The 14,460-nt window shown below is 69.8% G+C and carries 13 protein-coding genes; 2 read left to right on the top strand and 11 right to left on the bottom strand.

The features are described from left to right. Positions 1-29: 29 nt before the first annotated feature. The 9 genes from Q7L65_RS18910 to Q7L65_RS18870 all read right to left on the bottom strand — a co-directional run bounded on the left by Q7L65_RS18910 (position 30) and on the right by Q7L65_RS18870 (position 9,732). Complete coding sequence (locus Q7L65_RS18910; RefSeq protein ID WP_304723495.1) at positions 30-1,217, bottom strand: LVIVD repeat-containing protein; 1,188 nt, start codon at positions 1,215-1,217, stop codon at positions 30-32. After that, positions 1,214-2,323: an ABC transporter substrate-binding protein gene (locus Q7L65_RS18905; RefSeq protein ID WP_304723494.1), complete on the bottom strand. Its 1,110-nt coding sequence runs from the start codon at positions 2,321-2,323 to the stop codon at positions 1,214-1,216. The genes Q7L65_RS18910 and Q7L65_RS18905 overlap by 4 nt, the downstream gene beginning before the upstream one ends. A 43-nt stretch (positions 2,324-2,366) precedes the next feature. Further along, on the bottom strand, positions 2,367-3,206 hold the full coding sequence (locus Q7L65_RS18900) for an ABC transporter permease (RefSeq protein WP_304723492.1): 840 nt from the start codon (positions 3,204-3,206) through the stop codon (positions 2,367-2,369). Continuing rightward, entirely contained in the window at positions 3,206-4,075 is an 870-nt protein-coding gene (locus Q7L65_RS18895) for an ABC transporter ATP-binding protein (RefSeq protein ID WP_304723490.1), read from the bottom strand. The genes Q7L65_RS18900 and Q7L65_RS18895 overlap by 1 nt, the downstream gene beginning before the upstream one ends. A 180-nt stretch (positions 4,076-4,255) precedes the next feature. Further along, positions 4,256-5,011: a sulfite exporter TauE/SafE family protein gene (locus Q7L65_RS18890; protein WP_304723488.1), complete on the bottom strand. Its 756-nt coding sequence runs from the start codon at positions 5,009-5,011 to the stop codon at positions 4,256-4,258. Beyond that, the gene (locus Q7L65_RS18885) at positions 5,008-6,276 is read right to left on the bottom strand and encodes an MFS transporter (RefSeq protein WP_304723486.1); all 1,269 of its coding nucleotides are present in this window, start codon (positions 6,274-6,276) and stop codon (positions 5,008-5,010) included. The genes Q7L65_RS18890 and Q7L65_RS18885 overlap by 4 nt, the downstream gene beginning before the upstream one ends. 17 nt (positions 6,277-6,293) lie before the next feature. Beyond that, the gene (locus tag Q7L65_RS18880; RefSeq protein WP_304723485.1) at positions 6,294-7,772 is read right to left on the bottom strand and encodes an NAD-dependent succinate-semialdehyde dehydrogenase; all 1,479 of its coding nucleotides are present in this window, start codon (positions 7,770-7,772) and stop codon (positions 6,294-6,296) included. A gap of 2 nt (positions 7,773-7,774) precedes the next feature. After that, complete coding sequence (locus Q7L65_RS18875; RefSeq protein ID WP_304723483.1) at positions 7,775-8,758, bottom strand: alpha-ketoacid dehydrogenase subunit beta; 984 nt, start codon at positions 8,756-8,758, stop codon at positions 7,775-7,777. Continuing rightward, positions 8,755-9,732, bottom strand: coding sequence for a thiamine pyrophosphate-dependent dehydrogenase E1 component subunit alpha (locus tag Q7L65_RS18870; protein WP_304723481.1), 978 nt, complete (start codon positions 9,730-9,732; stop codon positions 8,755-8,757). The genes Q7L65_RS18875 and Q7L65_RS18870 overlap by 4 nt, the downstream gene beginning before the upstream one ends. Before the next feature lie 166 nt (positions 9,733-9,898). Between Q7L65_RS18870 and Q7L65_RS18865 the strand changes: the two genes are divergently transcribed. Next, a complete protein-coding gene (locus tag Q7L65_RS18865; RefSeq protein WP_304723480.1) occupies positions 9,899-11,194 on the top strand; it encodes a dihydrolipoamide acetyltransferase family protein in 1,296 nt (431 codons plus the stop codon). 144 nt (positions 11,195-11,338) lie between these two features. On the opposite strand, the gene Q7L65_RS18860 is transcribed toward Q7L65_RS18865, so the two are convergent. After that, positions 11,339-12,295, bottom strand: a complete 957-nt coding sequence (locus Q7L65_RS18860) for an NAD(P)-dependent oxidoreductase (protein ID WP_304723477.1) — start codon at positions 12,293-12,295, stop codon at positions 11,339-11,341. Between the two features lie 152 nt (positions 12,296-12,447). Between Q7L65_RS18860 and Q7L65_RS18855 the strand changes: the two genes are divergently transcribed. Beyond that, complete coding sequence (locus Q7L65_RS18855; protein ID WP_304723476.1) at positions 12,448-13,845, top strand: Xaa-Pro peptidase family protein; 1,398 nt, start codon at positions 12,448-12,450, stop codon at positions 13,843-13,845. A 97-nt stretch (positions 13,846-13,942) separates the two neighbouring features. On the opposite strand, the gene Q7L65_RS18850 is transcribed toward Q7L65_RS18855, so the two are convergent. Further along, positions 13,943-14,437 (bottom strand): (2Fe-2S)-binding protein, encoded by a 495-nt coding sequence (locus Q7L65_RS18850; protein WP_304723475.1) that lies wholly within the window; start codon positions 14,435-14,437, stop codon positions 13,943-13,945. Positions 14,438-14,460 lie beyond the last annotated feature (23 nt).

The raw sequence follows: 14,460 nt of genomic DNA, 5'->3' as shown, positions 1-14,460 counted from the left end.
ACCTCCTCTCGAGTTGTCGTCGGGTCGGGCTACGCCGGCAGCGCGGCTGCGCGCATCAGTGCGGCCAGCTCGTCGTCGGGCTCCAGCACGCAGAGCCCGCCGCTGTGGCGGTCGGTCACCCAGATCAGTCCCTGATGATCGACCCACAGGTCGTTGCTCGCCGGGGCGGCCTGGCCCTCGGGCGGGTCGGAGACCCAGTGCGCCACCTCGACCGGGTTCGCCGGGTCGGCGAGGTCGTAGACGCGCACGCCGGCGTTGAACCAGGTCGCGAACACGAGCCGCTCGCTGCGGTAGGAGCCGACGCGGTTCTCGTGGAAGTTGTGCGGACCGAAGCGCATCGGCTGTGCGTCGAACGACGCGTCGGGGCGCGGGAGCGTGCCGAGCACCCTCGCGGCGCCCCGCTGCGCGACGTCGATCAGGTGGATGTCGCGCTGCGGCGCGTGCGGGCCGTCGGTCTGCTGCTCGTCGGTGACGACGACGAGTCTGCGGCCCGGCAGCGGCATGCAGGTATGGGTCGAGCCGCCGCCCCAGACGACGTGCTCGACCTGCCTGGGCTGCGTCATGTCGGAGACGTCGAGCACGACCATGTTGGCGTCGTCGTAGCCGAGGTAGGCGAGGTCGCCGTCCAGCAGCGCGTGATGCGCCGCGTAGCGCTCGCCCTCCGGCCACGTCGGCTGCTCGCCGGCGCCGACGTTCTGCCCGGGCCACCACCAGCGCGCGGCCTCGACCGGATTGGCCGGGTCGATCAGGTCGACGACGACCCAGATGCGGTCGTTGAAGCCGTCCGGTCGCGCGGACATGTGGGCGTAGCGGCCGCCCGTCCAGACGATCCGGTGCACCCCGCGCCCGCCCGCGTCCCAGAAGCCGATCTGCTGAGGGTCGAACGGGTCGTCGAGGCTGTAGATCGCCAGCCCGCCGCGGAACGGCTCCTGCGGCGGGCGGCCCATCGGGTACGACTCGTGGTTGGTCAGCAGCAGCCCGTCGGCCACCTGCACCTTGTGGGCGTGGGCGTTCGAGGGAGCTGGCCACTGCGTCACCAGCCTGGGACGGCCCGGGTCCGACACGTCGAGAATCGACGTGCCGGCCCGGCTGGTGCCCGTGTGACCGACATAGAGCGCATCGCCTTCGCGCTGGACCTGCATCCCGTCGCCGCAGCCGCCGAGGTCATGGTGGGCAAGCAGCTTCAGGCCACGGGCACTCGCCGTCCCGTGTGTCATCTCACGCTCGCGGGGTCCGGGTTGAGCGGGATGCCGAGCTCTCTCTGGGCGGTCCAGAGCGGCTCGAGGTCGACCATGTCGCGCCAGTCCGTACCCGCCGGGATGATTCTGAGCTCGATCTGCTGATCGACGAATCTGTCCATGTCGGCCGGGTCGAAGCCGCCGTCGACGACGTGGTACTCGGTGTTGTTCTCGTCCGGGTACGCCGCGATGTAGTCGGCCGGCAGGTCGAAGCCCTTGTCTCTGATGATCGAGAGGACCTCGTCCTTGTTCGCCTGGTCGGTGATGAACTGGCGCGCTCTCAGCGTCGCGGCGAGGAACGCGGCCATCGTGTCGGGATCCTTCGCCATGTCCGGCGAGGCGGACCAGCCGACCTGCGGGACTCTGTCGGTTCTCTCGAACAGGAACTGGCCGCCCTCGTCCTCGAGCAGCTTGCGGTGACGCAGCTGGAGGCTGGCGCCGTCGACCGTGCCGGCGATGACCGCCTGCAGGCGCTCGTTGGACTGGCCGCCGGTGGAGACGATCTTGACGTCCTTGTCCGGGTCGATGCCGTTCTCTCTCAGCAGCTGTCTGATCAGGAAGTCGTTGCGGGAGTCGAACTGACCGCCCGTGATCGTCTTGCCCTTGAGGTCCTCGGGGGTCTTGATGTCCTTGCCGACGCCGAGGATGTTCGCCTCGCCGCCGAGGTAGACCGCCAGATACGGCAGCGTCGTGCCGGACTTGGCCGCGGCCGCCATCGTCGTGTCCGTGTCGTAGAGCATGAAGTCCAGCGAGCCGCCGATCAGCGGGGGCAGCGGGTTCTCGGTCTCGACGATTCTGACGTTGTCGATTCCGTACTCTCTGAAGTAACCCTTCTCCTGGGCGATGATTATGTCTTCGTGGAAAAGGTAGTACGGGTTGTCGACGCCGACGGTGAGGTCCTTCTTCACCTTCGCGACGTCGATGCCGTCAGCTCTCGCAGCGGGCGTCTCGGCGGCAGCGGTGGTGTCCGCCGCGGTCGATGCCGACGACGAATCGTCGTCGGAGCTGCTCCCGCACGCGATCAGCGCGACGGCCATCAACGGCAGCAGGAGGGCAGCGACGAGCGCCTTCCAGGTCTTCAGCATTCTCTCTCCCATTCCTTCGGTTGAAACGATGGAACGACGTACTTCACCGGGCGACTTCACGCCAGGGCGCGACGCGACGTTCGAGCCAGCGCATGAACTGCACCAGCCCGACGGACATCACTGCGAGCAGCAGCAGCGTGCCGTACAGCAGCCCCGAATTGAACTGATCCGCCGATCTGTCCAGCAGGTAGCCGAGGCCCTCGCCGCCGCCGCCGAGCAGCTCACCGATGAGCATGCCGACGAGGCCGCGGGCGATGCCCTGGTTGATGCCGGAGATGACGAAGGGCAGCGTGAACGGCAGGATGATCTTGAGGTACATCTGCGGCTGACTTGCGCCGAAGGTGCGACCGGCGCGCAGCAGCGACGGCTCGACGGTCTTCACGCCGGCCATGCAGTTGATGATGATCGGGAAGACGGCCGACAGCACGATGATCACGAGCTGCATCGTGTTGCCGAAGCCGAGGATCAGCAGCAGCAGGGGGATCAGGGCGACGCGCGGCAGCGCCGTCATCGCCCACACGTAGGGGCTGAGGACGGTGTCGACGACTCTGCTGACGCCCATCAGCAGGCCGACGGGCACGCCGATGGCGATCGATATCGCCATGCCGACGAGGAAGTTGATGAGCGAGTGCTTCAGCTCCGGCCAGATGACCCCGTCGCTGAAGCCGGTCCAGAGCGCGTCGAAGGTCTCGGTCGCCGACGGCAGGAACAGCGGGTTGACGATCTCGGCCTTGGCGATCAGCTGCCACAGGACGAAGAAGCACGCGAGGTTGACGATCGTGATGTAGACCGTCTTGTAGCGCATGATGCGCGTGCCGAGCGAGATCTCGATTCTCTCGATCGCGCTCTGCTGCGATCTGGGGATCGCGGTCGTGGCGGGCATCAGGCGGCCTCCTCGCTCTTGGCGCCGAGCGCCTCGGCTCTGAACAGGTTCCAGAGATGCTCACGCAGCTCCGAGAAGCGGGGCATCAGCTTGACCTCGTCCTCGAACCGCGAGCGCGGGAGGTCGACGTCGATCACCTCGCGGATCCTGCCCGGACGACTCGACACGACGACGACGCGATCGGCAAGCGTGATCGCCTCGTCGATCGAGTGCGTGATGAAGACGACGGTCTGCCCGGTCTTGCCGATGATCGCCTCCAGCTCGGCCTGCATCGCCTCGCGCGTCATCGCGTCGACGGCGCCGAACGGCTCGTCCATCAGCAGGATCTCGGGATCGCACGCGAGTGCGCGAGCGATCCCGACGCGCTGGCGCATGCCGCCCGACAGCTCGTACGGATACGAGTTCTCGAAGCCGGTCAGGCCGACCAGCCCGATCGTCTCCGCGACGCGGCGCTTGTTGTGCTCCTTGTCACCGCCGCGGTGGTTCTCCAGCGCGAACATGACGTTGCGCTCGACCGTGCGCCACGGCAGCAGCGCGTAGTCCTGGAACACCATCGCGCGGTCGGAGCCGGGCCCCTTGACCGGCAGGCCGCGGACGAGCACCTCGCCCTCCATCGGCTTGACGAAGCCGGCGATCATGTTGATGAACGTCGTCTTGCCACAGCCGGACGGTCCGACGATCGCGATGAACTCGCCCCTTCTGATCTCCAGCGAGACGTCGCGCAACGCCGTCAGGCGCGTACCCGCGCGCTTGTTGTCGTAGCTCGCGGTCACGTGATGCGCCGCGATCAACGGTGCGTCGGTCATGTCGTCGCGGGCGCCATCGACCGCATCACCCGTCAGCTCTTCTGCCACAGCTCGTTTGAGCATCGAATGGCTCCACTCTCTCCTAAGCAATCGTTTGCAGTGCTCCGGTCGAGCGCCGCCACAATCGTTTGCACTTATACAGGGAGCGAGGGAGCGCAGTCAAGCGAACGGCTCATAAAGACACTCCTCGCGACCGCGCCGACGGGCGCCGCAGTCTCCCCGGAAAGGGGTCTGAACAGCGCCTCACGTCAGCAGTTGCAGCATAGCCGCGATCCCCACCAGCACGATCACGACGCGCAAAGCTGGCGCCGGCAGGCGGCGGCCGATCCGCGCGCCCAGCAGACCGCCCGCCGTCGAGCCGACGGCGATCAACGCGACCACCCGCCAGTCGACGTCCGCGACCAGGATGAAGACGATCCCGGCGATCAGGTTGACGAGCCCCGCGCAGACGTTCTTCAGCGCCACGACGCGGTGCAGCTCGTCGTCGAGCGTGAGCCCGAGGATCGCGATCAGCAGGATCCCCTGCCCCGCGCCGAAGTAGCCGCCGTAGACGCCCGAACCGACCGTCAGCACGGCCGATCCCGTGCCGCCGTCGGGCGAAGCGTGCGCAGGCCTGCGCGCGGCCAGCCAGCGCGCGATCCGCGGCTGGAAGATCACCAGCAGCAGCGCTATCGCGATCATCACCGGCACGATCGCCTCGAACGCCGACTCCGGCAGCGCGAACAGCAGCGCCGCGCCGATCGACCCGCCCAGCAGCGACGCGAGCCCGTAGCGGACCATCCGCCTGCGCTGGCCGGCGAGCTCCTTGCGATAGCCCCAGACGGCCGACAGCGACCCCGGCACGAGCCCGACCGTGTTCGAGACGTTCGCCGTCACCGGCGCGAAGCCGACCGCCAGCAGGACCGGGAACGTCACGAGCGTGCCGCTGCCGACGACGGCGTTGACCGTCCCCGCCGCGACCCCGGCCAGCAGCACCGCGATCGCCTCCAGCAGCGTCACTTCGCGGCCGCGTCCCCGGCCGGCGCCGCGCGGCCGACCGTGATCACCTCGGCCGCGTGCGCCAGCGGCCAGCGGTGGCGCGCCAGCAGCGTCGCGAGCAGGCCGCAGGCCGCGACCAGCAGCGCGGGGCGCAACCCCGCCATCTGCGCCACGACGCCCCAGATCGCGCTGCCGCCCGACATCCCGCCCTGGAAGACGAGCTGGTAGATCGACAGCGCCCGCCCGCGCACTCTCGTGCGCGCCGCCAGCTGCGCCGCCGTCTGCAGCGACGAGACGACGGCCATCCAGGCGACGCCCGTCAGCACGAGCGAGACGACCACGATCGCGGTCACGTGCACGAGCCCGAGCACGAGCAGGTTGACGGCGGCGTAGACGCTGCCGCAGAGGATCAGCGGCTCCAGCCCGAAGCGGGCGCGCACGTGCGGCAGCACCTGCGCGCCGAGCACCGCGCCGACGCCGAGCGCACCGAGGATCCCGCCGAACGCGGCCGCGTCGAGGTGCAGGCTGTCGACCGCGACGGCCGGCAGCACCGCCCACATCGCGCTCGCGGGCAGCACGAACAGGAAGCCACGCACGAGGCAGACCTGCAGCTCGCGCGAGGAGCGCGCGAAGCGCAGCCCGACCTTCAGCGCGTCGCCGATCCGCTCGCCCTTGCCGGGCGGCGGGGTCGTCGAGCGCGGCGCCGTCAGCAGCGTGATCGCCATCGCGCTCAGCGCCGCCGCCAGCAGCGCGAACAGCACGCCCGCGCCGACCAGCGCCAGGATCCCGCCCGCGAGCGCCGGGCCGACGACGCGCGCGAGGTTGATCGAGATCCCGTTCAGCGCGACCGCGTTGGCGATGTCGGCGCGCGGCACGAGGTCCTGGATCAGCGCGGCGAAGGTCGGGATCGCGATCGCGATCGTCGCGCCCATCGCGAACGTCAGGCCCAGCACCACCGCCGGCGACGCCATGTCGCCCGCGACGAGCCCGCTCAGCACCGCCATCGCGAACGCCGTCAGCGCGATCAGGACGATCACGAGGCGGCGGCGGTCGACCATGTCGGCGGCGACGCCGGCCGGCAGCGCGAACAGCACCGCCGGCAGCGTCGAGGCGGTCTGCACGAGCGCCAGCAGCAGCGTCGAGGACGACTGCTCGGAGATCACCTCGACGGCGCCGACCGTCTCCGCCCAGTTCGCGATCTGGACGGCCAGGAACGTCAGCCAGACGATCCGGAAGGCACGATGGCGCAGGGGTGACCACGCCGCGCCCTTGCCAAGCGCGCCCATCCGGACCTGCCCGCTAGCTAACCGTTCGCGATCGCGAAGTACTTCGTCGCGAGGTACTCGTCGATCCCCTCGCGCCCGCCCTCGCGGCCGAAGCCGGAGTGCTTGACGCCGCCGAACGGCGCCGCGGGGTTGGAGACGATGCCCTGGTTGATGCCGAGCATGCCGGTCTCCAGGTGTGCACCGACGCGCAGTGCACGGTCGAGATCGCGCGTGAACACATACGCGACGAGACCGTACTCCGTTGCGTTCGCACGCGCCACGACGTCGTCCTCGTCGGTGAACGTCTGCACCGGCGCGACCGGGCCGAAGATCTCCTCCTCCAGCACACGCGCGCCGAGCGGGACCGACCTCAGCACCGTCGGGGCGTAGAAGTAGCCGGGACCGTCGACCGGCGCGCCGCCCGTCAGCACCTCGGCGCCGCGCTCTCGCGCGTCGTCGACGAGCGCGGCGACCTTCGCGCGCTCGGTGCCGTCGATCAGCGGGCCGACCTGCGTCCCGTCGGCGGCGCCGTGGCCGACCTTGAGGTCACCCATCCGCTCGGCAAGCCGCTTGGTGAATTCGTCCGCGACGCTGTCGTGCACGAAGAAGCGGTTTGCCGCGGTGCAGGCCTCGCCGCCGTTGCGCATCTTCGCCAGCATCGCGCCCTCGACGGCCTTGTCGAGGTCGGCGTCCTCGAAGACGACGAACGGAGCGTTGCCGCCCAGCTCCATCGACGAGCGCAGCAGCTGCTCCGCCCCCTGCTTGACGAGCAGGCGGCCGATCTCGGTCGAGCCGGTGAAGGAGACCTTGCGCATGCGCGCGTCGGTGATCAGCGGCGTGATGATGCTCGACGCGCTGCTGCTCGCGATCACGTTCAGCACGCCCGCCGGCAGGCCGGCGCGCTCGAGGATGTCGGCGAGCGCGAACGTCGACAGCGGCGTCTGCTTCGCCGGCTTCATCACCATCGTGCAGCCGGCCGCGATCGCCGGGCCGATCTTGCGCGTACCCATCGCCATCGGGAAGTTCCACGGCGTGATCAGCAGGCACGGGCCGACCGGCTGCTTCATCACGAGCAGTCTCGATCTGCCGTCGGGCGCGGTCGCGTAACGGCCGTCGATCCGCACCGCCTCCTCGCTGAACCAGCGGAAGTACTCGGCGGCGTAGGCGATCTCGCCGCGCGCTTCGGAGAGCGGCTTGCCCATCTCCAGCGTCATCAGCAGCGACAGCTCCTCGGAGCGGTCGATCAGCTCCTCGAACGCGCGCCGCAGGATCTCGCCGCGCTCACGCGGCGGGTGCTGCGCCCACTGCTCCTGCACGGCGCAGGCGGCGTCGAGCGCCGCGACCGCGTCCTCAGGCGTCGCGTCGGCGATCTCGGCGAGCGTCTCGCCGGTCGCCGGATCCTCGACGCCGAGCGTCCTGCCGCCGGTCGCCGCGCGCCACTCGCCGGCGATGTAGAGGCCGGTCGGGACGCGCTGCAGCAGCGCGTCCTTGTCGGGGTGGATCGTCGTCGCGGCCATCGTTACGCCACGCCCGCGCCGAGACGCTGGTGGACCGATTCGACGATCGTGCTCGCGCTCGGCAGCAGGTTGTCCTCCAGCGGTGGGCTGTACGGCACCGCGACCTCGCCGGGCGCGACGACCCAGACGTCGTCCAGCTCGTGCAGGCCGGCCTCGGCGATCGCGCCCAGCAGGCCGGTCGCCCAGCCGCCCGTGCGCGGTCCCTCGTCGACCGCCAGCAGGCGGTGCGTCTTGGCGACCGACTGCAGCACGGTGTCGACGTCGAGCGGGCGCAGCGTGCGCAGGTCGACGACCTCGACGCTGACGCCGGCTTGCGCCAGCGTCTCGGCGGCGGCAAGCGCATCCTGCACGCCCTTGCCGATCGAGACGATCGTGAGGTCGTCGCCGCCGCGCGGGATCCCGGCCTTGCCGAGCTCGATGACCTCGCCGTCGGCGGGCGCGTCGCCCTTGATCGAGTAGAGCCGCTTGTGCTCCAGGAAGATGACCGGGTTGGGGTCGCGGATCGCGGCCTTCATCAGCCCCTTCGCCTCGGCGGGCGAGGACGGCATCGCGATCTTGATGCCCGGCACGCTCTGAAACCACGGGCCGTGGTTCTGCGAGTGGATCGCGCCGAAGCGGCCGCCGGCGCCGACGGCGCTGCGCACGACGAGCGGGACGGTGCCCTGCTCGTTGGAGATGAACCAGTACTTCGCGGCCTGGTTGACGAGCGAGTCCATCGGCAGCGCCATGAAGTCGCCGTACATGATCTCGACGATCGGGCGCAGGCCCGTGACGGCCGCGCCGTAGGCGGCGCCGGACATCGCCAGCTCGGAGATCGGGGTGTCGAAGACGCGCGCGTCGCCGAAGCGCTCGTGCAGGCCGGGCGTGACGTTGAAGACGCCGCCGGGGACGACGTCCTCGCCGAACAGGATGACGGAGTCGTCGCGCTCCATCTCCTCCGCGATGGCGTCGCGGATCGCGGTGCGGAACTCGAGCGGTCTGGTCATGCGGGTGCGAACTCCGTGAGCTCGATGGCGGGATCGGGGTACGGCGCGGCGAGCGCGGCCGCGACGGCCTGCTCCAGCTCCGCGCGGGTGGCGGCCTCGACGGCGTCGAGCTCCTGCTCGGAGACGCCCTCGTCGAGCAGCCGCTGGCGCGCGACGATCAGCGGGTCGCGCTCTCTCCACTTTTCCAGCTCGCCCTCGGGGCGGTACTTCGCCGGGTCGGACTTCGAGTGGCCGAAGTGGCGGTAGGTCTGGCACTCCAACAACGTCGGCCCGCCGCCGGAGCGGGCGCGGTCGACGGCTTCCCTGGCGGCCTCGACGACGGCGTAGAGGTCGTTACCGTCGACCTTCGCGTTCGGGATCCCGAACGGCTCGGCGCGCTTGGCGATGTCGGCGCCGGCGGTCGACTTCTCCAGCGGCGTCCACTCGCCGTACCAGTTGTTCTCGCAGACGAGGACCAACGGCAGGTTGAGGATCTTGGCGAAGTTCATGCACTCGAAGAAGTACGCCTGATTGGTCGCGCCGTCGCCGAAGAAGGCGACCGCGACACGGTCCTGCTGCTTGCCGCTGAGCGCGGCGCCGGTGGCGGCGGCGATCGAGCCGCCGACGATGCCGTAGCAGCCGACGACGCCCTTCTCCTTGTCGATCACGTTCATCGAGCCGGAGCGGCCGCCGCAGGTGCCGGTGACGCGGCCGATCATCTCGGCGACCATGCCCTCGGTCTCGCTGCCCTTGGCGAGCGCGTGACCGTGACCGCGGTAGGTGCCGGCGATGTAGTCGTCGGGACGCAGCGCCTGGCAGATCCCGGTCGGGATCGCCTCCTGCCCGATCGTCAGGTGGGTCGTGCCGTGCAGATCGCCTCTCAGATAGAGGCGGTGCATCTCCTCCTCGAACAGACGGATCAGCTGCATCCGTCCATACGACGCGAGGTACGGACGGACCGCGTCCGGCGCCGCGGCAGTGTTGGCCTTCGCCACGAGTGACTCCTCCCGGGTGTGCACAAACGATTGCGCCACAGGTGGCAACAGGCCACTGCGGTGTGGTAGAAACCATATCGCAATCGTTTGCATCTCTGCAACCGGGCCACCGTGGAGTTCGTGCGGATGAGCCGCCCGGACGCCCCACCCGAGGAGGACGGACTGCATGTCGGTCGAGATCTTGATGCCGCGCCTGTCGGACGCGATGGAGGAGGCCACCGTCGTGGAGTGGCTCGTCGCCGAGGGCGAGCAGGTCAGCAAGGGCCAGCCGCTCGTGGAGATCGAGACCGACAAGGCGACGGTGACGCACGAGGCCGACGCCGACGGCGTCCTGCTGCGCATCGTCGCCGCCGCCGGCAGCGTCGCGGCGCTCGGCGAGACGATCGCGATCGTCGGGGTGGCGGGTGAGGCGGCGGAAGCGGCTGCTGCGTCCGTCTCCGCGTCCGGCGCGGGTGAGCCGACGCCGTTGGCGGCTGCGGCCGCAGGCACGCCACCTGCGACAGCCGCGAGCGCGGCGGGCAACGGAGTCGTGGCGCCCGCCGCACTCGCCGCAGCGGCCCCGATCGTCGGCGACGGTCGCGTCGCGGCCTCTCCCCTCGCCCGTCGTGTCGCCGCCGATCTCGGCATCGACCTGGCGGGGCTCGTCGGGACCGGTCCGTCAGGGCGAGTCGTGCGAGCGGATGTGGAGCGCGCGGCAACCGAGCAGATCGAGGCCCCCGCCCCCACCGCTGCACCTGCGACGCCCTCCCCCGTCTCCCGTGACGACGCCCGCGACACCGGCGCACCGCAGCCGCTCACGCGCACGCAGGCGACGATCGCGCGGCGGATGGTCGAGTCGCGCACGAACGTGCCGGAGTTCGAGCTGCGCGTCGACGTCGACATGAGCGCCTGCATCGAGCTGCGCGAGCAGTTGCGCACGCTCGGTGCCGATCCGCTGCCGTCGTACAACGACATCGTCGTGAAGGCGTCGGCGCTGGCGCTGCGCGAGCACCCGCTCGTGAACGGCGGCTTCGAGGACGGCGCGTTCGTCAACCACGGCCGCGTCAACGTCGGCGTCGCGGTCGCGACCGAGGGCGCGCTGCTGGTGCCGACGGTCTACGACGCCGACCGCGCCTCGCTCGGCGAGATCGCGCGCACGACCCGCGCGCTGGCGGGGAAGGTCCGCGAGGGCAAGATCAGCCCTGCCGAGCTGGACGGCGGCACGTTCACGGTCTCCAACCTCGGCATGTTCGACATCGACAGCTTCACCGCCGTCGTGAACGAGCCGCAGGCCGCGATCCTCGCCGTCGGCTCGCTCGCCAAGCGCGCGGTCGTGGTCGGCCCCGACGACGACGTCGTCGCCCGCCCGATGGTGACCCTCACGCTCGCCTGCGACCACCGCATCATCTACGGAGCCGACGGCGCCCGCTTCCTCGCCCGCCTGCGCGACCTGCTCGAACAGCCGCTGGCGTTCATGCTCTGAGGCCGCCGCCCGAGCCCGAAACCCAGAGGACCGAAGGATTGCTGTCGCTGAGCGGTAGTGATCCTTCGGTCCTCTGGGCCGACGACGAAAGGGCCGCGACGTTCGTCGCGGCCCTCGGTCAGTTCATATGTCAGTACGACTGATTCAGCTTGCCGCGACCGGCACCGGGGGCTCGAGGCCGTCGGTGACGTCGGCGCCCTCGGACTCGATCTCGTAGCCGGAGGTGCGGGCCTGGAGGGTCAGGAGGGCGGCGAAGTCGACGTCGGTGTAGCCGTGGCCGATCAGCTGCTGGACGACCTCCTGGGTCGTCGCGGCGACCGGCATCGGGACGCCGAGCGACTGGGCGGCCTCGAAGCCGAGGTGGAAGTCCTTCAGCAGCAGCGCCGGGGTGAACGTCGGCGTGTAATCGAGGTTCACGTACGCCGGCGTCTTGTAGCGCGTGAAAACCGAGCCCATGACGCTGTCGTTGAGGAAGTCGAGGAAGTCGGCGCGCGAGACGCCGCCCTTCTCGGCCAGCACCGTGATCTCGGCCAGGCACTGCGAGACGACGCCGAGCATCAGGTTGTGGCAGACCTTCACGAGGCGGGCGCGCTCGCCCTCGCCGACGTACGTGACGCCCTTGCCGAAGATCTCCAGCATCGGCTTCGCCTGCTCCCACGCATCCTCGGGCCCGGAGACGCAGACCGTCAGGTTGCCGGTCTCGACGACCTTCGGGTTGCCGGAGACCGGCGCCGCCAGCATCCCGACGCCCAACTCGGCGGCCCCGGCGCGAACTGCCTCGCCGGCGGCCGGCGAGACCGTCGTGCTGTCGACGATCAGGCTCGGCTTGCGCTCGCCGGAGAGGATCCCCTGCGGGCCGAGCACGACCTCCATGATGTCTCTCGTCCCGGCGACCATCGTGAAGACGACGTCGCAGGAGCCCAGCTCGGCAGGCGTGTCGACGAGCGTCGCGCCCAGCGCCGCCAGCGGCTCGGCCTTAGAGCGCGTGCGGTTGTAGACGGTCACGTCGTATCCCGCGTTGAGCAGCCGCGTGATCAGCGCCGACCCCATCCGGCCCGCGCCAGCCCAACCGAGCCTCAGCGAGCTATCGACAGATGCCATGGACACCTTCCTATCTCCGATGTTTCTGCAAACGTTTGCAACAGGCTACACAGGCCCGTTCGCTCTCGTCAAGATCGCGTCAGTATTCGCCCGGTATGAAGCCGTCCGTGGTAGGGTGTGCAATCGTTTGCAACCAATGGGAGAGCCTCGGCATGAGCATCCACAGCTATGGCGTGCAAGGCGTCGACTGGGAGGAGCGGATCCGCTTCGACCGACTCCGCGACGAGCGTCTCGCACGCGTCAGAAAGATCCTCGACGAGTCGTCGCTCGGTGCGCTGCTGTGCTTCGACATGAACAACGTCCGGTACATCACCGCGACGCACATCGGCACGTGGGCGCAGGACAAGCTGGCGCGTTTCTGCCTGCTGCCGCGCAACGAGAAGCCGGTCATGTGGGACTTCGGCTCGGCCGCCCGTCATCACCAGCTGCACAACCCGTGGCTCGGTGAAGGCCGCTCGCGCGCTGGCATCTCGACGATGCGCGGGGCGATGTCGCCCCAGTCCGGCCGCGCCGAGGCCGTCGCCGAGAAGATCCGCGCCGAACTGGCCGAGCACGACCTGCTGGGCGAGCCCGTCGGCATCGACGCGGTCGAGCCGGAGGTGCTGTTCGCGCTGCAGAAGGCCGGTGTGCAGGTCGTCGACGGTCAGCAGGTCATGCAGGAGGCGCGCATGATCAAGACGCAGGACGAGATCCTGCTGCTGAACCAGGCCTGCTCGATGGTCGACATGGCCTACGACCATCTCTATCAGGCGATGCGCCCGGGTTTCCGCGAGAGCGACGCCGTCGCGCTCGCCAACAAGGTCCTCTACGAGGCCGGCTCGGAGTTCGTCGAGGGCGTCAACGCGATCTCCGGCGAGCGCTGCAACCCGCACCCGCACGTCTTCTCCGACCGCGCGATGCGCCCCGGCGACCCCGCCTACTTCGACATCCTGCACAGCTACAACGGCTACCGCACGTGCTACTACCGCACGTTCGCGGTCGGCGGCGCCTCGCGTGCGCTGATCGACGCCTACAAGCGCTGTCGTTACCTGCTCGACGCCGCGATCGCGCTGATCAGACCGGGCGCCACGACCGCCGACGTCGCATCCGTCTGGCCGAAGGCGCAGGAGTTCGGCTTCGCCAACGAGGAGGACGCGTTCGCGCTGCAGTTCGGCCACGGCATCGGCCTGACGATCTGGGAGAAGCCGGTCTTCAGCCGTCTCGTCTCGCTCGACCACCCCGAGGTGATCCAGGAGGGCATGGTCTTCGCGCTGGAGACCTTCTGGCCGTCGACCGACGGCTGGTCGGCCGCGCGGATCGAGGAGGAGCTGGTCGTGACCGCGACCGGCTGCGAGGTCATCACGCGCTTCCCGGCCGAGGACCTGCTCGTCGCCGGGCGCCCGATGTACACCACCGGCGGCGCCCTGCCGATGGAACGAGAGGTGACATCGGACCGCAACACGATCCTCGACCACGAGGCCGGCCTGGCCTACCCGCGGATCCCCACCAGCGCGTCGAATGGAACGGGCAACGGCCACGTCGCCGACCCCGGCGCGTCGTCGCTCATCTAGCCATGAACCGGGCGCGGCGCTCGCCCGAGCGCGCGCCCGCCCGAGGAGCGGTCGTTTACTGGTCTGTGAGACCAGTAAACGACCGCTCCTCGGCGTTTTACGCCGGATCGACGACGGAGCTGAGGTCGGCGACGCGCTCGGCGGCGGCCTGTCTGACGGCCGCGACGATGCCCTCGTAGCCGGTGCAGCGGCAGAGGTTGCCGGCCACCTCCGCGCGGATCTCGTGCTCGCTCGCGTCCGGGTGGTCGCGGACGAACGGCTCCAGCGTCATCAGGAAGCCTGCCGTGCAGAAGCCGCACTGCAGCGCGTGGTGCTCGTGGAACGCTCGTTGGAGTGGATTGAGCGTGCCGTCCGCGTCGGCGAGCGCCTCGACGGTGCGGATCGAGCGACCCGCGGCCTGGACGGCGAACATCAGGCAGGCGCGCGTCGGCGCGCCGTCGACCTGGATCGTGCAAGCCCCGCAGACGCCGTGCTCGCAGCCGACGTGCGTCCCCGTCAGCCCCAGCTCGTGTCGCAGGAAGTCCGACAGCAGCATCCGCGGCTCGACGTCGGCGACGTGCACCGTCCCGTTGACCTCGACGGCGATTCTCATGCCTGAGCCTCCTGGTGAGCGGC

Origin of the sequence: Conexibacter sp. CPCC 206217 (genome assembly GCF_030646165.1) — a bacterium.
GTDB lineage: Bacteria > Actinomycetota > Thermoleophilia > Solirubrobacterales > Solirubrobacteraceae > Conexibacter.
The sequence above is the reverse complement of the archived record's forward strand: the minus strand, read 5'-3'. Positions and strand labels throughout refer to the sequence as shown.